Raw genomic sequence first — 25,267 nt, 5'->3', positions numbered from 1 at the left:
CTGCCGGTGAGCTGATAGAGCCTTGCGGCAACAGAGCTAAAAATATGGATATCGGATTGGTTATGAGAATGGATGTTAAAAGAGATATAAATACTGATATAGAAAAGAATATGACCGCTAAAGGAATGCCGGGCAAAGAGCCTGCAGCAGATAAGTCATCTTCCTATGGAAGAGATCATTATCTTGATGCCAGAAGCCTGAAAGCAGGCTATGATCATAAGGCGATCCTGGAGAATATGAACCTTCAGATCCCTGCTCATAAGATCAGTGTGATCCTTGGCCCCAATGGCTGCGGCAAGAGTACGCTTCTAAAGTCCTTTTGCAGGCTCATATCTCCTATGGACGGCGGAGTATATCTGGATGGCAAAAACTATAAATGCATGCCGGGCAAGGAACTGGCAAGAGTTATAGGACTGCTTCCTCAGTCACCTACAGTTCCCGAAGGCATCAAGGTAGCTGACCTTGTAGCCAGAGGAAGGTATCCTTATCTTGAAGCCTTTAAGGGGATGCAAAAGGAAGACTATGAGGCCGTGGACGAAGCCATGGAGCTCATGGGTGTTACGGAGTTTGCAGACAGAAATGTGGATGAGCTCTCCGGCGGTCAGAGGCAGAGAGTATGGATAGCTATGGCTCTTGCCCAGAGGACGGATATCCTCTTTTTGGATGAGCCTACTACTTATCTTGATATCACTTATCAGATCCAGATCCTGGACCTGTTAAAAGAGCTTAATATCAAAAAGGGCACTACTATCGTAATGGTCCTTCATGATATCAATCTTTCAGCGCGTTATGCAGATCATCTCTTTGCCCTTAAAGAAGGAAAGCTTATTTCTGAGGGATCTCCAGAGGAAGTGATAAATGCTGAGCTTATAAAAGAGGTATTTAAGCTGGACTGCGTGGTCACAAGCGACCCGGTATCCGGTTCTCCTTTCATAGTACCTGTGAGCAGGTTCTAAGCATTAGCAGCCTTTTTTGTGTTACAATTATCCAGTGTAGGAAATTATAGTTATCATATATGTGATCAGCTAATTAATGCTCTGAAGGAGGATGAGTATGGCGCTGGATAATAGTTTTGTAGATGCAATGCCAAAGCTGGGCTTTGGTCTCATGAGGCTTCCAAAGCTTGAAGATGGCAAGACAATTGATATTGAGCAGACTTCCAAGATGGTAGATCTGTTTTTGGAAGCAGGAATGAAATATTTTGACACAGCATATGTATATGACGATGGCAGAAGCGAGCTGGCTGCCGGGGAGGCTCTGGTTAAGAGACATCCCAGAGATTCCTTTTATTTGACAACCAAGCTCAATGCTATGGTAGCTCATGATGAAGCTTCGGCCAAAGAGCAGTTCAATACCTCTCTTGCAAGGACAGGAGCAGGATATTTTGATTTCTATCTGCTTCATGCTCTTCAGGATAATAACTATCAGAAATATGAAGAGTATCATATCTGGGAATATGTCAAAGAGCTGAAGGCCGAGGGCAAGATCAGACACTACGGCTTCTCTTTCCATGGTTCACCTGAGCTCCTTGAAAAGCTTCTCACAGAGCATCCTGACGTGGATTTTATCCAGCTGCAGATCAACTATGCTGATATGGATAATCCCAGCGTAGCAGCAAGGAAGAATATTGAGATAGCCAATGCCCATGGCGTACCTTTTACCATCATGGAGCCTGTAAAGGGCGGCAACCTGGTAAATCTTCCCTCTGATGCTCAGAAGCTCATGAAGGATCATGCTCCGGAGAGCTCTATTGCCTCCTGGGCTGTAAGATTCGCAGCTTCACAGAAGGGTACCCTTACTGTACTCTCTGGTATGTCCAATTTGGAACAGATGCAGGATAACCTCTCATACATGAAGGGATTCAAGCCCCTTGATGATGCTGAGATGGAAATCATTGAGAAGGTCAGAAAGATACTGGGTGCAACAGATTTTGTACCTTGTACAGCATGCCGCTACTGCACCAAGGGTTGTCCCATGCAGATCCCGATCCCTGATATCTTTAAGGCATATAACAGATATCTCTCTGATAGGAACAAGCTGGATGAAGCCAAGGCTGCCTATGCTGAAGCTGTATCCGGAGCAGGCAAGGCTTCAGATTGCATAAGCTGTGGTCAGTGCGAAGGCGCATGTCCTCAGAGGATAGGCATTATCGAGAAGCTTCAGGAAATCGCGGAAGTTATGTTCTAATACGACATAGAAGTGCATATTAAAAAATCGCTTCCGGCATGGCTGGGGGCGATTTTTTATGGTGAGTGCGTGGGCACCTTTGGAGTAAGCAATAATAATCTTTTTGACGATATAGTTCATAGAAGCGGTTATTTTTCACAGTAATCCATTTATGCGCTCACAGCAGAAGTGTACCCCTGTACACCAAAATATGTTAGAATGGTCAGGCATGTCAAAACTTTAACAGTCTGATCGGGGGCAATTTAATATGAAAGTAACAATATGTATAGGATCCTCTTGTCATATCAAGGGTTCAAAGGCTGTGGTGGAGAGCCTTCAGCAGCTTATAAAGGATAACGGTCTGGAGAATAAAGTGGAGCTTAGTGGCACTCTGTGTCTGGGACACTGCAAGGAGGGCGTGAGCGTAATGGTTGATGATGTCTTCCATTCGGTATCACCTGAAAATGCAGCGCTATTCTTTGAAAAAGAGATCAGGGCCAAATGTTAGGAGGGAATATGTCCAGTTGTCTGACGCTTAAGAAGTCCAATTGTAAGAACTGCTATAAATGTATCAGAAGCTGTCCTGTGAAATCCATCAGGTTCTCAGCCAATCAAGCACATATCATTGACAATGAATGTATCCTCTGCGGTACATGCTTTGTGGTATGTCCTCAGAATGCCAAGAGGATAGTGGATGACACAGAAAAGGTCCAGACTCTGATAAGGGGCGGCGAGCGCGTGATCGCCAGTGTGGCACCTTCCTTTATAGCCAACTATCCGGGCTGCGGTATTGCATCCCTGAGAAAGGCTCTGATGAAGCTGGGCTTTGCTGATGCATCAGAGACCTCCGTTGGAGCAACTGTTGTCAAGAAAGAGTATGACAGGATCCTCGTGGAAGAGGATAGGGATATAGTGATATCCTCCTGCTGTCACTCTGTAAATCTCCTGATACAGAAGTATTATCCTGATTGCCTGCCATATCTGGCTGATGTACTGTCTCCCATGCAGGCTCATTCCATGCTGATCAAAAAAGAAGACCCGTCTGTCAAGACTGTCTTTATTGGACCTTGCGTATCCAAAAAGGACGAGGCTGCCAGCTATGGCGGATATGTGGATGTGGTGCTGACCTTTGAGGAGCTGACAGGCTGGCTGAAGGCTGAAGGGATAGAACTTGAGCCTGAGATGGATAGCGAGAAGGAGAGCCGTGCAAGGCTGTTTCCTACATCAGGCGGTATCCTAAACACCATGGAAAAGACTGCTCCTGATTATACATATCTTGCTATCGACGGAGTAGAGAACTGTATCGCTGCTCTTAAGGATATCCAGGAGGGCAAAGTTCACAAGTGCTTTATTGAAATGTCTTCCTGCGCAGGAAGCTGTATCAACGGACCTGTGATGGAGAAGAACCGCAGGAATCCCATCAGTGATTATCGCGCAGTGACCATGTATGCAGGCAGAGATGATTTTGACGTACCTCATACAGCTATCAGTGAAGTGAGAAAAGAGATGCTGCCTATCAGACAGACAGCAGAAATGCCAAATGACTTTGAGATAGCGGATATCCTAAAGAAGATGGGCAAGAACAAGCCTTCGGACGAGCTCAATTGCGGCTCCTGCGGATATAATACCTGCCGCGAAAAGGCTATTGCCATATATCAGGGTAAAGCTGATATTTCCATGTGCCTGCCATTCCTCAAGGACAAGGCAGAGAGCTTCTCTGATACCATAGTAAAGAATACGCCAAACGGCCTGATAGTACTAAATGACACATTGGAAGTGCAGCAGATCAACCAGTCTGCCTGCAAGATCCTGAATATACCCTATGCCAGCGATATCATAGGCGAACCTATTGTCAGGGTTCTGGATCCTACGCCTTTCTTTAAGGTGCAGACAGATGACAAGATACATTTCTCTGAAAGGACATATCTGGCTGAATACGGCAAATATGTTGAGGAGACCATAGTTCAGGATCAGGACAGCAAGATGCTGATCTGTATTATTACTGATGTGACCAAGGAAGAAAAAGAGCATCTAAGGAAAGAGGAGATCAGCCGCGAGACTGTAGAAGTAGCTGATAAAGTGGTAGACAAGCAGATGCGTATCGTACAGGAGATAGCATATCTGCTGGGTGAAACTGCGGCAGAGACCAAGATAGCACTGTCCAAGCTAAAGGAGTCAATATCGGATGAATGATCTGTATGCAGATATCGGTTACAGAAGTATCAATCATGTAGGTGAGACCCTCTGCGGTGATCATGTGGAGATCGTGGAACAGGGTGATGAGTCCAGAGTAATAGTACTGGCAGATGGACTTGGGAGCGGTGTCAAAGCCAGCATCCTCTCTACCCTCACTTCCAGGATCATATCCACTATGATGGCTGAAGGTATGTCCATAGAGGACTGCGTCTCCACCATTACTGCCACACTTCCTGTCTGTTCAGAGAGGGATGTGGCTTATTCCACTTTTACCATTATCAGGATCATCGAAAATAGAAATGTTGAGATCATGCAATATGATAATCCTATGGTAATATATATCAGAGATGGCGAGATCATGGATTATCCCAGGATCGAGATGAACATGGAGGGTAAGAGGGTATACAAGACCAATATCCGTATAGAGGAGGGAGATCTGATCCTGGCTGTCAGTGATGGCTGCCCTCATGCGGGGATTGGCAATAAATACAACTTTGGCTGGCAGATGGATGATATAGCTGATTATATGAAGATGATGTCAAATGGCAAATTCACTGCCAAGACTCTGGCCACCATGCTCATAGATGAGGTGAATAAGCTATACGGCGAAGAACCGGGTGATGATGCAACTGCCTGTGTGGTCAAGGTCATAAAGCGCGAGCCGGTTAACATCCTCTTTGGTCCTCCCAGCAACAAGGACGATTGTAACAGGATGATGAATCTCTTTTTCTCAAAGAAGGGCAAACATATAGTAAGCGGCGGTACCACTGCGTCTATTGTTGCCGGCTTTTTAAAAAGGCCCCTGGTGCCAAAGCTTGACTATGGCAACAGCGATATCCCGCCCATTGCCGAGATAGACGGCGTAGACCTGGTAACCGAAGGCGTCATCACCATGAACAGGGTGGTGGAATATGCTGGGGATTATGTGAATCTTAATGAGAAATACGAGGACTGGGCCTGTAGCACTGACGGCGCTTCTCTGATATGCAGGATCCTCTTTGAAGAAGCCACTGATATCAACTTCTTCGTTGGAAGAGCCATCAATCCTGCTCATCAGAACCCTGATCTGCCCATTAATTTCTCTATCAAGATGAACCTGGTAGAGGAGCTGTCAAAGTACCTCAAAGAAATGGGAAAGAGGGTACAGACTATTTATTTCTAAGTATTTATATTTGACATTACTATTTTGATACTATACGATAATTGATGTAACATATTTTGGGGGTTGACAGATAGTAATGCTTCAGACATCGTTGACAGACAGACAGACAGACAGACAGACAGACAGACAGACAGACAGCATATTCTTGTAATTCTTTCTGTCTTATATTATTGGGATTTAGAAGAGACTTAATACACTGATCTCATCAGTATTTGATGGGGTGTGTTTTAGGTCTCTTTTTTGCGTGCTTATTTTTGAGGGGAAATAAGAAGCATTAACGGGGCATGTCTGGAAATGTAGATTGAGCTGATTCTATCGGGCCTTCAGGACTACAAACAATTCTACTAGGAGGACAGAGTATGAAAAGAAAATTATTGGGACTAATGCTTGCAGTGTCGATATTTGCGACATTGGCAAACGGAGCGTTAGCGAGTGAGGTACAGGGGGCGACAAGTGCTTTATCGGTCCCGTCAGATGAATATGTAGAGGATGAAGCCGAGGATTTAGAGGATACAAATGAATCGATAGATGATGATGAATTAGAAGATACCGAAGCTATCGAAGAAACAGAAGACCTGGAAGAAACAGAGGAGTTGGAAGAAGGAGAATCCAGCGAAGAAGATGACATGGAAGAAGTCGAAGATAGTGAAGATTACGAAGAGGAAGAAGATTCGGAAGAAACGGATGAATTCGATGTGAGCGATGAATATTCTCTAGATGATAATGAAAGTTTATACGACTTTTATGATTACGGAAATAGGACTGATCTCTTCGGCGGACAGGGTACTGCTGTTGAAACACAAAACACAATCTCTGTTAAAGGAAGCGATGTTATTGGTAAAGGTAAGAGCAGAACTTACGAGGCATACTATGCAAACGGGAATAAGACTAAAAATGTTAATTGGTCTGTATCACCGTCGAATAAGTATCTTACCATTAGTTCAGGCGGGGTATTGTCAGTTAAATCAAATTGCACTTTGACTGAATGCACAGTTACTGCGGTTTCGAAAACTGATAGTAGTATTAAGGCGGATATGATTGTAACAATTAATCCTTCATATGTATCTTCTTTAGAGATATATAAGGGTGGATCCAAAATTAATGGCAATACAATCAAGCTTTTTAAATGTGAAGGTAATTTTAACGCGAGAACAACAGCAAAAGTGGATGTGAAGGCAGTTTTAGATAATAAAGGAGATTATAATAAACGGCCCTACGTGATCACAAGTGCAAATACAAAAATTGTGACAGTAGACGAGGACGGTAATATTCGAACTACAGGAAATGGCGATGGTAAAGTAAAGATAACTGTAAAAGCAATAGATGGCGCACGTAATTCAGATAATAAGGCAGATTATAGTACATCTTTTTATGTAAATGTGGTAAATCCTGTATCTGGAATTAAAATATCTATTCCATCAGGCAGGACAAAATATGTCGCCAAGGGAAAGACACTCGAACTGTCAAAGACAGTTCTTCAGGCGTTCGGGAAGGTTACGGACTCTGCTAAAAAAGTTAGCTGGTCTTCCAGTAATAGTACAGTTGCGACAGTGAAAAATGGCGTAGTAACAATGAAAGCAGATTCCTATACACCTGTAACGATAACTGCTAAGGCAATAGATGGGAGCGGAGCAAGTGCATCTATAGAACTTATAGGTGTGTGCAGCATCAAGAACATCTCAGTTGGCTTTATGCCGTACTCCAAGGCGTATGAGTCTGAAAAAAACTCATACAGTTTTAAATTCTATTTATCAAATGGCCCTCAAGTTTTACCTGTCATTTATAACGAGCCGGATGGTGGTAATGCATTAAATAAATGTGTTACACCGGATCTGAAGGTTACATCCAGTCTGACTAAGTACCTTGATGTAAGCTATGAAAACGGATATATCACAATAATCCCAAAAGCTAAATGTACGGACAAAAATCTGTATTTAACTGTAAAGGCAAAGGATGGCTCAGGTTTTACCAGAAAATGGAATCTGAAGGTTTATAACTGATTATCAGAATGAGGACAAGATAATGGGAAAAAGAGCAAACAGAATCTTAAGTATGATACTGACTCTCGTTGTTTTAACAGGGGCAGTTCATACAAACGCCTATGCTGCAGGAAGCGGTGGAGATGCTACTGCTAGTAATAATGAGGCAGCTGCTGTAACTAATGGGACTGCTCCAGAAGATGAGGAAGAAAACCTCTCAGTAGGTGAGAGCGAAAAAGCAAGCATAGTCAGTGAGATAGTTGAGGGCAGGGATGAATATATCAAAGAATATCAGATGAGCGATGATTCAAAAAGTATCGTCGTTTATTCCGAACCTGTCCACTATGAAAGTGAAGATGGCAGCTTCGTAGAGATAGATAATTCTCTTGTGGAAACAGACGAAGGCTATGAGAACGCTGATAACAGCTATCATGTAACATTTACTGATAATGAGGAAAGCCAGGGAAAAGTCCACTTTGAAGAGGATGAATATGAGATTGGTTGGGAGTACCTTGAAAGAGGATTGATAACTCGTGATTCTGATGATTTTGATAAGATATCAGAAGAGGTAAAAGCTAATAACGATGAAGATAGGGCAGAAACTGATAAAGATGACAATACTATTGATGAAAAAGATGATGTGTTGGAATCAGATTATTCAGAGCTTGATCATAAGTTTGAAGCTGATAGCGCAGTAGTTTTTCAAAGTAATGATGAACTAGCTTTCGATGATCCTGCATCTGATGATGAAGACGGATTACTCGAAGATAATGACAGTGAAGATGGATCATCAGACGAAGATACGGACAGCGAAGAAGAATCGTATAACGATGATGATGACAGTGAATACGGATCTTCTGATGAGGATTATGATCCTGACGAGGATGACAGTGAAGACGGATCATTTGAAAACGATCCTGACGACGAAGATCATGCAGACTACGACGATAATGATGATTATGACTATTACTATGACGATGATTATATCCCTTCAGACCTTGATGTCAGTGTAGAGGATGAAGACTATGATCAGGAAGCCTTAGAAGAATACGGACATATCATCAAGAGGTCCACTATTACTTATGATGGATATGAAAACGGAGTAAAGCTTGAGTATGCTCCAACTGGCACCGGTGTAAAAGAAAACATTATCCTGGACAATAAGGAAAGTGGTAACAGCTTTTCTTTTAAGATAGCGCTTAAGGGCCTTAAGGCCAGGCTCCTTTCTTCTAATGAAGTAGAGCTATATGATGAAGAATCTGGAGAAGTGGTCTATTATTTCCCCGCTCCGTTTATGACAGATGCAAAAGGTAAAGAGTCTGTTGATGTATGGTATAGCATAGCAGAGGCAGCTGACGTTGGAAAGTATGACGAATCAGATGATATTACAGGTGAAATAAACGGTGGCAGCCGTACAGTTTCGGACAATAGTCTGGAAGATAGTAATGAAGAGTCTTCATCGACTGTATCTGACAATAAAATAGATGATAGAAATAGCACTTCCTCAGGTGCATCCATAGACGGCGTTACAGAAAATGCTGATGGAGACTACTTCTATCTGACCATTACTGCAGATAACAACTGGCTCTCGGCCGCATCTTATCCGGTATCAATCGATCCTATTATCAAAAGGGTAAAAAATAATCTTGCTATCGATAGCGGCTGTATAAACAACAAAGGCGCCAAAAATAAATCTCTTTATGTGGGAAATGAAAATGGCGCTATCTACAGATCCTTTATCAAATTTGAGCTTCCTGATATCGAGAAAGGCTGTGTAGTAACAGATGCTCAGCTTGACCTCAGCGGAACAGGCAGCTCTAGTTCTGATAAATATCTGGCTATAGTCAGACTGGATGAGGACTGGATATATAAGGATGGAGATAATTGTACTATCAATAGCTGGGATAGCCAGCCAATGCCTCTTGATCCTGATGAAGCCAAGAAGAACCTTATAGATTATGATGTTCCCGGTGGATACTTTAATATCACCAGGCTGGCAAGGCAGTGGTACAGTGGCAAATGCCCTAACTACGGAATAGGCGTCATGGCCTATGATGAAAATTCTAACTGGAAATCCAAGGAAACAGTAAGACTTTCTGCTGATAAGGGTAAGCCTTATCTGAAGATAAGCTTTAAGAACTTCACAGGTCTGGAATCCTATTTTGAAAATCATAAGGTGGCTGCCGGAACATCCGGTATAGGTTATATAAATGACTATTCAGGTGCACTTACTGTAGTTAATACAGACGTGAGTACAAACGGCCTAAGGATGCCCTTTAATATCCAGCATGTATATAATGCAGGCTTTGCACCGGAGGATGCCTGGCATTTGAGCTATGATGAGCGTATAGAGATACCAACCGGTCTTGTAGATGTTAATACCTATCCTTATCTCTATACAGACGAAGACGGCACTAAGCATTATTTCAAGGCGAAAAGTGTAACATATATAGAGAACGGGGAAAAGACGACCGCAAGCAAAACCCCTAAGGATTCTGTACTTTATCCTGCTGCAGCGGATGAAGACGGCCTTAAGCTATATATAGTTCCTGTTACTGACAAGAAGCTAAAGAGCAAATATCCTCTAAAGCTTATAGATAAGAGCGCCAGCAAGGTCAAGTATTTTGATAAGGCAGGTCGTCTTGCCAGGATCTCTGACTCTAATCATTTTGAAAATGGTAAGAATGCCAAAGACAAAAATGACAAAACAATCGTTACTGTAGCTAATAACCTGACTATTGGACATGAAAACACTGGGGACAAGTATCCTATAGACAAATATAACGAAGCAGTCAGCTGTCTACAGGCAATATATGATTATACAAAGATCAAGAGTACTAATGAGCAAATAGAAACTAAAAAGACTGAAAATGTAAACAGAATCCAGGAGCTGATGAACGAACTGCTCTCTGATCCTTATGCAAGGTCTGATTACAGGGTTGGCCAAAAGGTATACCAGGTTAGGGAAAAACTAAATAAGCTCTTTAGTAATTCCTACGACATGGATACTCTTACAAAAACCACCAGCTCAGAGCTTAAGGTTCTTAAGAGTGCTCGTAGTACTGCATCCGGTATAGACCTGCATGATGAGCGAATTGTATCTGTGATGGATGCTGTAGGTCTTAAGTCTGTGGTTAGCTATGATGCTGAAGGCAGAGTAAGCACTATATCTGATCCCACAAGGGATGATGCTGTAAATACATACAGCTATGATGACAAAGGCAGACTTACAAGTATAGTCTTTGCAAATGGCAAGAGTGCTCTTTATACATATGATGAAGATGATAACCTGACAGCTATGCAGGATGACAGCGGCTATAAGCTTTCCTTTGATTATGCTGATGACAGAGTGTCAAAGGTCAGTGAATGGTCAGGAGATAATAAGGGTCAGACTTATACCATAGAATACGGTGATAATGATTGTAACGTATTTCGTTTCTCAGGACAGGATGATATATTTGGGAATTCTGATGATATCCTAAATACCTATGTCTTTGATGAAAAGGGAAGACTCATCACCAAATATTCAAAACGTGCTGATTCTGTGGAAGTCCTTGGAGCACAGTCACAGACCTACGCTGATAATGGTGTGGTGAATACTGCAAGGACTGACTATGACGATCAGGCTACAGCCAAATATGAAAACCTTATAAAGAATCCTGATTTTGAATCAGACATGGATTCTTGGGAGATCATAACAGAAGATAAATCAAGAGCAGAGATCACCGGTCAGGATAAGTATCTCTATTCTAAAAGCTTAAAATTGTCCGCTCCTGAAGATGACTTTGTGCTGGTGAGGCAGAAGCTAAAACTGGATGCAGGCACCTATGCCGTTTCCTTTAGGATAAAGGTTGTAAGTGATGAGAAAAATGCAAAGTTTACAGCCTTTGCCTATGATAATGACTATGACACCAAAAAGATAGAGTACAAATCCTCCGCAGATGACGGTAAATGGGTCAGGGTATATGGCAGCTTTGAACTGAAAACTCAGCAGGAAATAAGTCTGGGACTGTATGCGGAAAATGGTACCAAGTGCTATTTTGATACCATCCATCTGGAAAAGGGAACAGTGGCACATGATCACTCTACAACTGTGGCATCATCTGCGCCTGCTGCTGATTCTACTTCGGAAGAGGATAACGGCCTTAGATATAAGATCAAAGATTATGCGGTCACCGGCAGGCAGACATTTAACCTTCTTCAGAACCACAGCTTTGAAAATGATGACAAGAGCTGGGAAGCATATATCACTGACGGAAGCTCTACTGCTAATGCTGTAAGTAAATACGGCAAAACAACTCCCTATATTGGAGCAAGATCAGCAGTATTTGCTCTCAAAAATCTAAAGAATAAGACAGGAGGCGTAAGACAACTAAAGAAGGATCTGGAAGCAGGGACTTATACCCTCTCAGCCTATGTATATAATCCTAAGGCTACAGGGACCAAGGCTTATATCAAGGTAACAGATGCAGCTGGAAATGAGTATAAGAGCGAAGAGATAACGGATAAGACACTGAGCCAGTTTAATGATGGCTGGGATAGGATAAAGCTTACCTTTGATAATCCTCTAAAGCAGGATGTGACAGTAGCTCTGGAAGTATTTTCCGACGGCACTGACGTCTCCCATAATATCGTCTATGACTGTGTACAGCTTGAAAAAGGTGATGTGGCAAATGATTATAACATCCTGGAGGATGGTGATTTCGAGCTTGCAAGTGAAGGCCTTCCTTATAGCTGGAAGAGGACAGGAGATCAGGCTCTTCCTGATGGAATAGTAGGAGAAGGAATAGATGGCGGCAGGAGCTACCATATAAACGGCATTCCCGGTAAAGATAAGACTCTTACTACTACACTTCAGCTTGGAGATGCTACAAGCTCTTATGTCCTCTCCGGATGGATCAGGACGACCAGCACACCTGTGAGAAAAGGACGTGAGCTGTCGGTAAGTGCAGTTCATGATACTTTATCCAGTAAGCTCAAAATAAATGAATATAGCAGCGGCTGGAAGTACTTCTCCATGATAATGCCGGCTCACCAGTGGAAAGATACAAAGCTCACAATATCCTTTAATAAGAATGCAGGAGACCTCTATATTGACGGCCTCCAGCTGTCCAGGGTGAATGTAGGTACCAAGAAATATGATAAAGAAGGTCATGCTATTTCCAAAGCGAGCATAGAGAATAGCACATCTACTACATATGATTCCTATAACAGGGTAAAGACTGTTACATCTCCCGGAGGTGTTACTGAAACATATTCGTATAATAAGGCAGGTAAAAACAGTAAGGTGGCTAAAAACTATGGCCCAAATACTCATCTGACCTATGATAAATACGGAAATGTGGTGGCGCAGAGAATAAATAAGGAGATTACTAAGGACGAAAATGGCAATGCTAAAGATACACCACTGCAGTTATATACCAGAAATACCTATACGGATAATGGTAATTATCTAAAGAGCACAATAGATACTGCAGGCAGTGTAACCAGCTATAGTTACGATGAAAAGTCGGGACTGATGCTGGAAAGTAAAGAGCCTGTATATAATGCGGGACACATTATCTTTGTTAGAGAATCGAAAAACAGATATGAGTTTTTGGGCTCTGAAAAAACATACCCTATTGCGAATGATGTTATAAAATATATAATCACCAATCCGGAAGCACCGTTGCAGACCAGTAATGAGCTGGTATATGAGTACGATGAATCAGACAATATATCAGGTGTTACAAGGAAGTCAAATGAAGAATCAAGGTCTGTATCATATGAATATGGTGCTCTGGAAGACCTTAAGAGTATAAATCATAACGGCTTTGAATACAGCTATACTTATGATGATTTTGGTAATATAATTACTAAGTCAGTTGCCGGAACTGTGGTAGAGAAGAGTGATTATAATCCTAATAATGGCAGCCTGAAGTCCACAAGCTATGCTGACGGTACAAGGTCATATATGGATTATGATGAGTATGGCAATATCACAGATCAGATCATAGAGACTGCTGACGGTGAGAAGTTTACAGACAGCTATAAATACTATAATGATGGCAGGGTAGCTTCGTTTACTGACGGATTATGTGGTATAGATACTGAGTATGACTACAACCTGGCTGGCAAGATCAGCCGCACCAGGGTGGAAGGAAATACCTACGGCTTTGATTACTCAAGCCGTATGCAGTATACCTACAATACTATGGGCCTTGCTCAGCAGATAGCTCTTGAATATAAGGAAGGTGATGCGGATAAGCTTGCGAAATATAATTATAGCTATGCCAAGGATGGAAATATCACCAAGGCTCAGCTTCCGGCAGGCAGCTTTAAGGACTACAAGTATGATGATCTAAGGCGTAATACCAAGACAATATATGCTCCTACATCTTCGGCGAAAGATGATGCAAAGCTCCTTAACATAATAGCCTATACCGGAGGTAAGGCGAGCAGCAAGTCCTATAAGGGTACTCAGACTAAGGTGCGCAGCTATGTAAATAAGCTGGGGACGGGTACAAGCGGTAATTATAATACTGAATCTACCTTTGTATATGATTATGATGACAGAGGGAATATATGTGTCATTGACCAGTCTGCCAAGAAGCCAAAGGCAAATCCTCGTGAGGATGGGTACTTCCTGTATCCTGAAATAGGACGTGTCTATGAGTATAATGCTTTTGGCGAAGTGTGGAGAGCCAGAGAGCATTATGCTGATGGAACAAGGATTGAACTTTCCTATGAATATGACGAAGGCGGAAATATTCTCAAAGAAACCAAGTATAACATTTTTGAAGGTGAAGAAACAACCAACAGCTATACATACGACAGCGTATGGAAGGATCAGCTAAAGTCCTTTAACGGCAAAGAGATCACCTATGACGTATGTGGCAATCCCATAAATTATATGGGCAAGGCTATGTCCTGGAATGCTGTCAACGACAGCCTGACCAGTATCTCTGATACCGACAAGGATATCAGCTATTCCTACTACACAGACGGTGTCCGCCTGAGCAAGGAAGTAAAGGATAAGGGCGCAGAAACTGGTAAGCGGACAGTATACTTCTACAATAATGGTATGCTGATCGCTGAAGAGACTGATAGTGACAGGATAAACTTCTACTATGATTCAGACGGCATAGTAACAGAGATCGGCTATAAGACCAAGGATGCAAACGGTAAATATTCCAAGGAGAACAGATACTTCTATACCAGAAATGGTCAGGGAGATATCATTGGAATATACCGCTGCTCAGATTCTAAGCTTGTAGGCAATTATGAGTATGACCTCTGGGGAAATATTGTATCGATCACTCCTAATTCTAAAGTGACAGATACTGACAATATCCTGAATAGGAATCCTCTCCGTTACAGAAGCTATTACTATGATTCTGAGACGGGTTTCTATTACCTGAATGCCAGGTATTATGATCCTGAAACCCATAGGTTTATCAGTGCTGATAGTCAGATAGCAGGAGTATCAGATGATGTAACAGGCTACAATCTCTATGCATACTGTGACAATGATCCTGTAAATAAGATCGATGCTACAGGATGCTGGCCTACACTTACCAATAAACAGAAGGTAGCAGTAGGACTTGCTGTGATCGGAGTGGCTGCAGTACTGACAGTAGCTACAGCAGGTGCGACGGGAGGCCTTGCATGCTTCGCAATGGGAGCTCTTGAAGGCTCTATTGCAGGAGCAGCATCAGGTGCAGTATCCGGAGCTGCAGTTAATGCAGGTATCACCTTTGTTACCAGCGGAGGCGACCTGGAAAAAACTAAGCAAGCTGCGGTAGACGGTGCATGTGACGGCTTTATGTCAGGAGCTATAACGGGATTTATCACGGGAGGCATGACGTCGAAGCACTGCTTTGTAGCAGGCACCCTGGTGGCAACCATAGACGGCATGGTGCCCATAGAGGACATCAGTCCAGGTGACCTGGTCCTGTCAGAAGACCCCAAAACAGGTGATGTCACCTACCAGATGGTATGGGAGATCTATGAGAATGATACAAATGACCTCATACACCTGACTATCAGTAAGGACAGCAAAGATGGCAAGAAGGCTGAAACAGAGGAGATAGTAACAACTCCTGCTCATCCCTTCTATGTAAAGGATACAGGCTTTGTTACAGCTGAAAAGCTGGAAGTTGGTACGACTCTTGTAGATAACGAAGGTAATGAGATCCACCTTCAGAATAAGCGCTGGCAGCACCTTAGAGATGCAGTTCCCGTCTACAACTTTGCGGTTGATAACTACCACACGTATTTTGTGGGCAGCACAAATGTGCTGGTGCATAATTTTTGTGCTAGCGAAGAAGAATTTAATACTTGGTTGAATAAAGGTGAGGCAAATAATTCGGTGTATCACGGGATGGAAGGTGGTAACGCGACTTATACAGGAATAACCAAACAACCTATACAAAACAGATTATATCAACACTTACGAAGTGGAAAACCATTTAATGAACTCAAAGTAAGATTTCCTAAATTGACAAGGAATCAAGCAAGAGCAATAGAACAATTCTTTATAGAAATGCCAGAGGGGCCAAATTTACGCAATATAATTAATAGTATCTCGCCAGATAATAAATACTATTATCAAGCAATGGAATGGGCTGCTAAATATATTGCTAAATCGAAATAAAAATACTACTTTATTTTCATTGATTGTAGGTGTTATATACATGTTTCATTTGTATAGAAACACCTACATTTTGTGGAGTGTAAATGATGATGATCAAAAATAATTACAGAAAATATTTTGGACTTGAGATAATAGATGATGCCTGGACGAAAATAGAAATCCCTATTGTTTCACGTAAAGAGGGAGCTTTGGGAATTGATTATCTGTTTTTTGATAAGAATGTTTTGAAAAAGGTGATTTCAATTTATGATAACGGCAATTACTATGAAGGTTCTCTCGTCATGCGTACAAACGAGACTTATACAACGATAGAGCCCGCTTCATCCAAGGCAAAAATCAGAAAACTAAATCATAATAATATATTCATGTGTAAACCCAAAGGCATATATTTTCGATGTAATATACTCGAAAACGGACTTGCGGATATCTGTATAGGAAACTATGATTCGCAAAAAACATATTACAGTAGTGAAAGAGATGGTATTAGATACGTTCCGGAAGAGTTTGTAGATAAATGGGTCACAGAAACGACTAAACACGATTTAGATGAAATAGCTGTTTGGGGAAACGAATCCAGAAGTCATCATAGATACAAAGAAGGAGATTTTTTTCGCTTTCGATATAACAGAAGAATGTATGGATATGGAAGGGTATTATTAGATGTTTTCAGGTGGAAGAAGAGCGGAGGTGAGTTTTGGGATATATTGATGGGTAAGCCTCTCTGTGTATCGATTTTTCGTATTATAACAGAAAATGCATTCCTTACTCCGGAACAAATTGTAAAATACAAAGAGTGTCCGTCTGAATATATTATGGATAATGTTCTGTATTATGGTGATTTTGATATTATTGGCAACTTATCATCGCAGTCCACAAATGAATATCCTATAATGTACGGAAGAAACCTATCGGCAATTGATAGAGATAAAATATGTTTTTCCTGTGGAAAAGTATACAGAGAATGTGATCTGTCAAAAGCGGTGGTAGATACTAGCAAATATATTAATAATACTATTGGGTTTGAGCCTACTGTTAATATGTCTGTAATTGCTTCGTGTATCAGGATGGATTCCAACGAACCTTTTTGGGATAATAAAAGAAAGAATTCATATAAAATAGATCTTAGGGATCCTGTAAACCAAAAAGATTTGGATGAGGTTTTGAATACATTTGGATTGACTAAGGAAGATATTATAGCACTTAACTGTTCTTGATAATCTAATACTGTGTAGCGTGTACGGTCACAGGTGCGGTATCGGGAGCTGCAGTTAATGCAGGTATCACCTTTGTTACCAGCGGAGGTGACCTTGAAAAGACAAAGCAAGCAGCGGTAGACGGTGCATGTGACGGCTTTATGTCAGGAGCCATAACAGGATTTATCACGGGAGGCATGACGTCGAAGCACTGCTTTGTAGCAGAGACCCTTGTGGCGACTATAGACGGCATGGTGCCCATAGAGGACATCAGTCCCGGTGACCTGGTCCTGTCAGAAGATCCAGAAACAGGTGATGTTACTTACCAGATGGTATGGGAGACCTATGAGAATGATACTAATGACCTCATACATCTGACCATTAGCAAGGACAGCAAAGATGGCAAGAAGGCTGAAACAGAGGAGATAGTAACAACTCCTGCTCATCCCTTCTATGTAAAGGACACGGGCTTTGTTACTGCAGAAAAGCTTACCGTAGGCACAACACTTGTTGACAACGAAGGTAATGAGATCCACCTTCTAAACAAGCGCTGGCAGCACCTTAGAGATGCAGTCCCCGTCTACAACTTTGCTGTTGATAACTACCACACGTATTTTGTGGGCAGCACAAATGTGCTGGTGCATAATATGTGTGCTTCCAAGACAAAATTAGATACCCAGGATCATCATTTTCTTAGCAATAAGAGCAAAAAATTCACATCAAAATTTATGGAGATTACAGATAAATATGGTTTGGATTTGAATGATGCATCATGGAATATTGAAGCGATGACAAATCATATTGGAAGACATACAGATTTTTATCATAATTTTATGCTTAGGCATTTGAAACTGATTGATGCAGAAGCTGCAGGAAATATAGACGAGTTTTTGAGGCTGTTTGAAAATTTGAAGACAATAGTTAAAAATACTCCTGGAATCATGTACACACCTAAATAAGGGGATCAGCTATGATTTATTATGATATGGATTATTCATATTCAAGAAGTAAAGATGCTATTTTTTGTACGGAATTGAGTGATCAGTCATTATATGATTTGCATGATTTTCATAGAGGAACGTATATACCGAAAAAAGGAAAACTTATATACACATATGATCCTGGCGAGGGGAACATTATTACTGATTTTATTAATAATAAACGTGATTGGTTTATTATTTCATCAAGGTGTTATCACGTGCTAAAGCAAGAGTTATATACAGGGGTACAGTTTTTGCCGATTGTTATAAGAAATGGTAAAGATGGTTCCAATACAATGGGGTATATTGTTAATATTCTTCATGTATTGGAGGGAGCAATTAACTTTGAAAAATCTGGTTATGGTGTATTAAAGGATGGTGATAAAAAAATATATGCTATATGGAAATATGTTCTAAATGAGAATATAATCCAGAATTACGATTTATTTAGACTAAAAGAACATTCTGTTGCAATGTTTTGTTCTGAAAAGATAAAAAGTATTATAGAGCAAGAAAAACTAACAGGCTTTTCGTTTAAAAAAATTGATGTAATTTGATGAAAACACAAAGAAACAAAAGGAGGTTTGGTTTGATGTATATGCTATTTGAAGAATGGTTAAATGGCTATTTAGAGAAAGGGATTCCGCAAGAGGTTGTTGCTGTTAACTTTAATATCTACGAAGAAACAGGAAATAACTGGTCGATCGAAATAGTGGGCACAGGATCATTTGATGAAGAAGATGAGGATTGGGCATGTGATGAAATTACCGACTTTGGCTCTCGAGAGAACCTGTTTACAATGGAGTCAGATGAAGAATGGGAAGCTGTTCTTGGGAACGTGATTGGAATTATCAAGGAATATCTCGAGAAAGGAAAATATGCCAGTTCTTTAAAGGGATTAACGGCCGTTGGAACAGGCTTTGTAGATGGTGATATCGAAATATTGTATATGAAATAAATTTGTTGTGATAATTTGGCAATAATATGAGGGGCAGAATAAAAGGCCTCTCATATTATTGGCTATAGATTTATCTAGAAAGATTGAATATAAGGACATAGTGGAGAGACATCAAATGAATACTATAGCAGAGTTAATCACAAATAATACATGGCTTATAAGTGCATTTGTGGTAATAGTCGTGTTCAGAAGGGTAAAAAAACATTTTTCTAACGGAAATGAATTCAGACTTTCAAGACTGTATAGCAAACTTGGGGATCATACGGAAACAATAGGAATGTTTGCATCAAAACAGGCTGCTGAAGACAAGAAAGCTGAGCTTTTATCTGCATTACCTTCTTTGTCATTGGGAATAGATATGATTCCGATTTCAACATATAGAGGCCGGGAAGGCAACCTTGTTTATGAGCTTGTTGTTCATGAAAAAGAAGCAGCAAAAACTGCGACTGGGGCAGAGTCTGTATTCTTCTTTACATTATCGAAATATTTAGATGATATCCAAAAAAGATACAGTAGTAACGGCGAGAAAACTGTTGATATCAAAGTCTATGAAATAGGGAAAGTTGTGGAGTCATTTACTTACTGTGAGGCAGTTACAGAGTGATTCTTTTATGATAAGAGATTCTTTTTATCATGAGGATATATATTATCTATGAAATCTGGAGGAAAACAATGAGTAGTGTTAAGGAACAGGTAGAAGAGCTTTATGGTAAGGGAATGCTGGACGATGACAGGAAGTTCAGCTATGCTGATGCTGTGAGGCTTCCGGATGGAGCATATGGCCTTGTATGTTTCGGAATCAATAAGGATAGATTCCTTATATGGGATGCAGAATATGCGGGCATAAATGGCAGGATCAAGGATCTGTTGTATGATATTCCTATGTCTGAGATGGAAGAGATTAAGGGTAATGATATTCCTGTCCTTGCGAATCTCAGATTTAAATGGCAGGGAGGATCCTTTCATTTTAAGGCCTTTGCATATAACAGGTATTTTGTGAAGACAATTAAAGAAAGATATGCTGGAGCTAGAGCTGAAAAGACGGCGTGAATTAATTCAAAAAGAAGATGAATAGTAGGAAAAAATGATAGATATTAAAATTACAACAAAAGATAATATAAATGAACTGATGAGCAGTCGTCTTGAAATGCTTAAGGTCGTCAATGATCTGCCTGAAGATTACAAGTACTCTGAAGAAATAATAAATGAGAGTCGTGATTACTTTTTAAATGGAGACCATCTGACTGTTCTTGCTATGGATGATGATGTGGTTATCGGTTGTGCATCAATGAGTTTTATTAGGATAATGCCTACATTTGAACATCCCACGGGGAAGCGAGCTCATCTGATGAATGTCTATACAAAAAGCAAATATCGTCGTAAGGGGATTGCCCGTAAAATGGTTGAATTGCTGATTGAGAAGACGTGGGAAAAAGGTGCTACAGAGATTAGTCTCGATGCTACTACATTGGGAAGACCACTATATGAAAAAATGGGATTTACTAATTCGACAGAGTGTATGGTATTAACAAAAGGATAGCAAGCTATATCGGAATATATAAAATAATCAAGATAACCCACCACCTTTAGGTGGTGGGAATATCTTGATTACGGGTGCGGGGTTATAAGCCCCGTACCCGTAGAACTGCGTCAGCAGTGATTTTATAACGAGCAAAAAGCGAAGCGTTTGCGAGTTTAACTCATTTGATATTACTATTTGTATATTATACGATAGTGTTTGTAATATAGCTTCCCGGGGGTTGACAGAAGGTAATGTATCAGACAGATAATGTAATAGTTATATTTCTGAATATATATTTGTGAATTAGGAGATTGGATATTGGTCCAGTCTCCTTTTTGTGTTACCAAAAAATATAATACGGAGAAAAAAGCTTTTATTAGGACTAGATTGAGGAGTAATAAGTATATGAAAAAGGCAGTAGTTACCGTCTTGATGTTAGCTCTTGTGGTGAGCGCATCAGGATGTGGGGAAAAGAAAGATGATAACATTACGATAATAGGTGGCGCAGATGGACCGACTTCAATTTATCTAGCACCTTCTTCCGGCAGCGAAGGGTTCAGATATTCGGATCCGATTGATGGTGATGAATACTATATGGTGATTGACAGGATACTTGGAGAATGCGGATCAGATGATCAGGAATGGGGGACTGCAATTGACCTTATGGGAGAAACAGATGCTGTTGTTTCCCTGGCGCTGGATCCAACAGGAAGATATAAGGCACTGGGTATCATCAGTAAAGAAGCAGGTTGCTATGGAATAATCCTGAATGATACCATAGACGGAACACAGGATAATGTCAATTATTCATATGAGGCCTGGGCTTATACAGCAAAGGCAGAAGATAAGCCGGAGTTTGAGTGGGAAGGTGACAGACTTTACTTTACTTATCCGGTCCAGTCAGATAATAGTATTGAGAACAAGACCGTTCCCATTGACTGCGGATATGATACCGGGCATATGGAATTTAACATGGAAAGAAAAGACATGGCTTCGGAGAATCAGAAAGACGTGCTTTCAGGTACATGGCAGACAGCTTCCATAGGATATGAGATGGATGGGGAATTACAGCCGGAATACTATGTTCAGTTTGAGGGTCTTCAGATAAACTACGGACATATGAAAGATGCTGACTTTATTGTGGACCATGCAGATGAAATTTCTTACTTGGAGGAAACTTCGCCCGGGAAATATATTGTGCAGGCTGAAACATCAGCCGGGATCCAATATACATTAAAGACCGCTGAAAGCGATAAAGATGTGCTGGAATATTATGAGACGTGGAAAGAGGAAGAATATGGTGACACCTACAGAGGAGGTTCATCTTTGAGCAGGTGCAATTAACCTTTGATCCGCACCCTGTTTTTCAGGCTCAGCAAATGAACACGAAGGATACGGATTATTCCTTCCGCTTGGAATATGTGAATAAGGACGGAAAATGCGAGAAATTGTATAATGCGATCTCCTATGATCCTTATACGCAGATCATGAGCGGCAACTGGAAGTTTGAAACGCTGGACGACTATGGCAATGTCATAGATGAAAGAGTACGTCCGCTGAAAATGCGCCAGACATATCGTCAGGAAATGAAGTATCTGCTGGAACTGACGGGCTATGAGATCGTAAATGTGTATGGTGGATACAGAAAAGAATCCGGCGATGGATCGGCTAAAAATGTCATATGGTGCGTAAGAAAAAAGTAGACAGGGAGATAGAAATTATGGAAAGAAGGATAGAAACGGAAAGACTGATCTTAAGGACGGTTACTGAATAATTTACTAGCGGAGGAGACAATGAAGGTACTTTTTATCGGAAACAGCCACACATATATGAATGACATGCCGGAGCTCACAAGACGGATGATTGAGAGTGCCACTGGTCAGCCTTGCCTGGTCACTATGTTGGCGTATTCTGGGAGATCCCTAAAATGGCATATGGAAGAAGAGTACTTCTCTGAGCGATTTAATATACTGCATGGCGGTTACGACTATTGCGTAATTCAGGAACAGGCTCATCCAATGGGAGATGAGCAGGATACTATAACAAACGCCAGTAAGATCATAGAATTGTGTAAAATTGCCGGCACTAAACCAGTCATCTTCGAAACTTGGGCAGAGAAGAAAAAACCAGAGAATCAAGTTGAAATGAACCGCAGATATCAGAATCTTGCAAAAAGTCAGGACGTGTTGCTTGCTCCAATCGGAGAAGTGTGGAGTGCAACTATGAAGGACCTTGCATGCCTTGAATCAGATCTGTACTTTAGAGACGGAGAACATGCCTCAGCTGTTGGCGACTACCTTGTTTCAATGGTCCTTACAAAGACAATTACTGGCAAGCTTCCATCTGAAGATTTCTTGGAGGCATTTGATTTTGTTATTCCAGATAGTAATTACTTTATTCCGGTAAAAGAGGACGTTGAAGAAGAGACAATTATGCTATCCAAGGAGATTACAGAAATAATAAGAAAACATGTTGATAATTCAAGTTTGTTGGGATGATGCAATAGTACTATCACACACTTTAACTTACAGTTAAATATATCACTTACCTCATACCAGTGGGCAAAAGAAAAACTTTCCGTAATGGAAAGTTTTTCTTTTATAACTAGTACAATAAGTGTATTATGATTTGTGTAAGTTCCATGTAGAATGAAGTCATGAAAACAAGTATGGAGGCTTCAGATATGGAACAGAACAAGAAAATGTATGGGGAAATCTTTAAGGAACGTGAATATAGAAAGCTGATTTTTGCTACGGTTATCAACCGATTTGGCGATTCTGTAGATGCAATCGCTTTTACATGGCTGGTTTATCAGATCACACACAGCGCAGCATGGTCAGCAATAGTTTTTGCACTTAATACACTTCCAAACGTGGTGGTACAGCCTTTTGCCGGAGCTATTGTTGAGAAGATGAACAAGAAGCATGTGATTATAGCAACACATCTTCTTAGGGCAGTAATTATTACATTGTTTGCACTTCTATATAGAGCAGGCCTGGTGAATGCACTGGTTATGGCAATCTTCACTTTGGTCATCACGACAGTGGAATCCTTTAATCTTCCTGCAACTTCAGCATTTACAATCCAGGTGGTCAAGAAAGAGCATATGACCTGCGGAATGAGTCTTAATTCCATGCTTGGGGGTGCGGCATCACTGGCAGGTACAGGTGCTGCCGGCGTGATCATTGCAACTGCAGGCGTTTTTGCAGCAATGATGATTGATGTAGTAACTTTTGCAGTTGCAGCGGTGCTTATCAGTGCAATGAAGGCTGGGAGAGCAAAAGTTACCGAAGTAGCACGGAATGAAGCATCCAAGACAACATCCGAGGCTGGAGAAACAGAGAACAAAGAACAGAGTAAAATTGAATTCTTTCTGGATGGATTTAGATATGTGGCAAGTTCACGAGTTATCTGCAATTATGGCTTACTTGCAGTTGCCCTTAACTTCATGCTCATTCCTATAAATGCACTTCAGGCACCAATTGCCGGAGAGATATTCAAGATGGGCGGAGAAATCCTTAGTATTGCAGGTGTATTTGCTGCAATCGGAGGTATTGCCGGATCCGCACTTGTACCTATTCTTTCACAGAAACTATCTCCGCTTAAGATGATCATGCTTGGAACATCACTTCTCGGAGCAGGAATGCTTGGTATTGCCCTCGGCGGAGTCTTTGTTGGAAATAATATTGCTTGTTATGTGGACGTAGCAGCATCATTTTTTATCATGATGGTGGCAGCTTCAATTATAGGCGGTACGATCAACATCCAGTTTATGAAAAATGCTGATCCCAAATATATTGCAAGAGCAGCAGCAGTAATGGGCGCTTGCGGAACAGCATGTATGCCTGTGGGATCACTTCTTTTAAGCGCAGTCATAACTAAGATCAGCACAGAAGTAATTCTTGTTTTATGCGTAATTTTTGCGATAGCTATTCTTGCAATCTTAGTCTTTGTAAAGCCACAGATGGAGATTGAGGAAGGTTCACTTGGAATAAAAGATGAGAAAGTATCAGCAGGTTTAGGACATCAAGCGGGAATCCTCGGTAATTCAATTGCCGAGATGAAAGCGCTATAAAAAAAGGTCAAAAGAAAAAACAAGCATACAACGAATGTATGTTTGCTTTTTCTTGTATTTGTGCTATACTATGTGTATGAAAGAAAATCTAATACATTACCGCACTTCTGTGTGCAATATCAACTACCATGTGGTATGGTCTGTCAAATATCGGCGTAAGATACTCAATAATGAAGTTGAAACGTATCTAAAACAGCTTATCAATCAAATTGCTGATGAGAAGGGGTTCACTGTTCAGCTTTTTGAATGTGGCGAAATGGATCATGTCCACTGCTTTGTTACTGCACCACCAAAGTTATCGGTCACAACTATTGTAAAGTACCTTAAGGGCATTACAGGAAGAAAGCTTTTTGAACAGTTCCCTGAAATAAAATCCAAACTATGGAAAGGGGAATTGTGGA

At 41.0% G+C, this 25,267-nt stretch carries 20 protein-coding genes; all 20 read left to right on the top strand.

The window, feature by feature from the left end:
- Positions 1–44 precede the first annotated feature (44 nt).
- Entirely contained in the window at positions 45–956 is a 912-nt protein-coding gene (locus G636_RS0101660; RefSeq protein WP_330363876.1) for an ABC transporter ATP-binding protein, read from the top strand.
- Positions 957–1,053: 97 nt separating this feature from the next.
- Positions 1,054–2,187, top strand: a complete 1,134-nt coding sequence (locus G636_RS0101655; RefSeq protein ID WP_035778507.1) for an aldo/keto reductase — start codon at positions 1,054–1,056, stop codon at positions 2,185–2,187.
- A 247-nt stretch (positions 2,188–2,434) separates the two neighbouring features.
- Positions 2,435–2,674, top strand: a complete 240-nt coding sequence (locus G636_RS0101650) for a (2Fe-2S) ferredoxin domain-containing protein (RefSeq protein WP_026506604.1) — start codon at positions 2,435–2,437, stop codon at positions 2,672–2,674.
- 8 nt (positions 2,675–2,682) lie between these two features.
- Positions 2,683–4,359: a [Fe-Fe] hydrogenase large subunit C-terminal domain-containing protein gene (locus tag G636_RS0101645; RefSeq protein ID WP_026506603.1), complete on the top strand. Its 1,677-nt coding sequence runs from the start codon at positions 2,683–2,685 to the stop codon at positions 4,357–4,359.
- A complete protein-coding gene (locus tag G636_RS0101640) occupies positions 4,352–5,524 on the top strand; it encodes a SpoIIE family protein phosphatase (RefSeq protein WP_026506602.1) in 1,173 nt (390 codons plus the stop codon). Before G636_RS0101645 ends, G636_RS0101640 begins: the two co-directional genes overlap by 8 nt.
- A gap of 63 nt (positions 5,525–5,587) precedes the next feature.
- The gene (locus G636_RS20965) at positions 5,588–5,716 is read left to right on the top strand and encodes a hypothetical protein (RefSeq protein WP_256379601.1); all 129 of its coding nucleotides are present in this window, start codon (positions 5,588–5,590) and stop codon (positions 5,714–5,716) included.
- A gap of 167 nt (positions 5,717–5,883) precedes the next feature.
- Positions 5,884–7,524 carry an Ig-like domain-containing protein gene (locus tag G636_RS19210; RefSeq protein WP_026506601.1) on the top strand — a complete coding sequence of 547 codons (1,641 nt, stop codon included), beginning with the start codon at positions 5,884–5,886 and terminating at the stop codon, positions 7,522–7,524.
- A gap of 22 nt (positions 7,525–7,546) precedes the next feature.
- Positions 7,547–16,138: a polymorphic toxin-type HINT domain-containing protein gene (locus G636_RS0101630; protein WP_026506600.1), complete on the top strand. Its 8,592-nt coding sequence runs from the start codon at positions 7,547–7,549 to the stop codon at positions 16,136–16,138.
- A gap of 83 nt (positions 16,139–16,221) precedes the next feature.
- Positions 16,222–17,352 (top strand): immunity 26/phosphotriesterase HocA family protein, encoded by a 1,131-nt coding sequence (locus G636_RS0101625; protein ID WP_081668218.1) that lies wholly within the window; start codon positions 16,222–16,224, stop codon positions 17,350–17,352.
- Between the two features lie 140 nt (positions 17,353–17,492).
- Complete coding sequence (locus tag G636_RS19205; RefSeq protein WP_051226385.1) at positions 17,493–18,290, top strand: polymorphic toxin-type HINT domain-containing protein; 798 nt, start codon at positions 17,493–17,495, stop codon at positions 18,288–18,290.
- 11 nt (positions 18,291–18,301) lie between these two features.
- Entirely contained in the window at positions 18,302–18,868 is a 567-nt protein-coding gene (locus G636_RS0101615; protein ID WP_026506598.1) for an imm11 family protein, read from the top strand.
- Complete coding sequence (locus G636_RS0101610; RefSeq protein ID WP_196803004.1) at positions 18,868–19,269, top strand: hypothetical protein; 402 nt, start codon at positions 18,868–18,870, stop codon at positions 19,267–19,269. The genes G636_RS0101615 and G636_RS0101610 overlap by 1 nt, the downstream gene beginning before the upstream one ends.
- Positions 19,270–19,384: 115 nt before the next feature.
- Positions 19,385–19,873, top strand: coding sequence for a hypothetical protein (locus tag G636_RS0101605; protein WP_026506596.1), 489 nt, complete (start codon positions 19,385–19,387; stop codon positions 19,871–19,873).
- A 68-nt stretch (positions 19,874–19,941) separates the two neighbouring features.
- The gene (locus G636_RS0101600; RefSeq protein WP_026506595.1) at positions 19,942–20,319 is read left to right on the top strand and encodes a hypothetical protein; all 378 of its coding nucleotides are present in this window, start codon (positions 19,942–19,944) and stop codon (positions 20,317–20,319) included.
- Between the two features lie 34 nt (positions 20,320–20,353).
- Complete coding sequence (locus G636_RS0101595) at positions 20,354–20,809, top strand: GNAT family N-acetyltransferase (RefSeq protein WP_026506594.1); 456 nt, start codon at positions 20,354–20,356, stop codon at positions 20,807–20,809.
- Between the two features lie 387 nt (positions 20,810–21,196).
- Positions 21,197–22,135, top strand: coding sequence for a hypothetical protein (locus tag G636_RS0101590; protein ID WP_026506593.1), 939 nt, complete (start codon positions 21,197–21,199; stop codon positions 22,133–22,135).
- A gap of 35 nt (positions 22,136–22,170) precedes the next feature.
- Entirely contained in the window at positions 22,171–22,494 is a 324-nt protein-coding gene (locus tag G636_RS0101585) for a hypothetical protein (RefSeq protein WP_155832287.1), read from the top strand.
- Positions 22,495–22,584: 90 nt separating this feature from the next.
- The gene (locus G636_RS0101580; protein ID WP_026506591.1) at positions 22,585–23,289 is read left to right on the top strand and encodes a hypothetical protein; all 705 of its coding nucleotides are present in this window, start codon (positions 22,585–22,587) and stop codon (positions 23,287–23,289) included.
- 185 nt (positions 23,290–23,474) lie between these two features.
- Complete coding sequence (locus G636_RS0101575) at positions 23,475–24,866, top strand: MFS transporter (RefSeq protein ID WP_035778505.1); 1,392 nt, start codon at positions 23,475–23,477, stop codon at positions 24,864–24,866.
- A 76-nt stretch (positions 24,867–24,942) separates the two neighbouring features.
- Positions 24,943–25,267, top strand: a 325-nt coding sequence (gene tnpA, locus G636_RS0101570) for an IS200/IS605 family transposase (RefSeq protein WP_026506589.1), incomplete at its 3' end; no start/stop codon positions are given.

Origin of the sequence: Butyrivibrio sp. MC2013, from assembly GCF_000424585.1 — a bacterium.
GTDB lineage: Bacteria > Bacillota > Clostridia > Lachnospirales > Lachnospiraceae > Butyrivibrio.
This window is presented reverse-complemented; position numbering and strand designations above follow the sequence as displayed.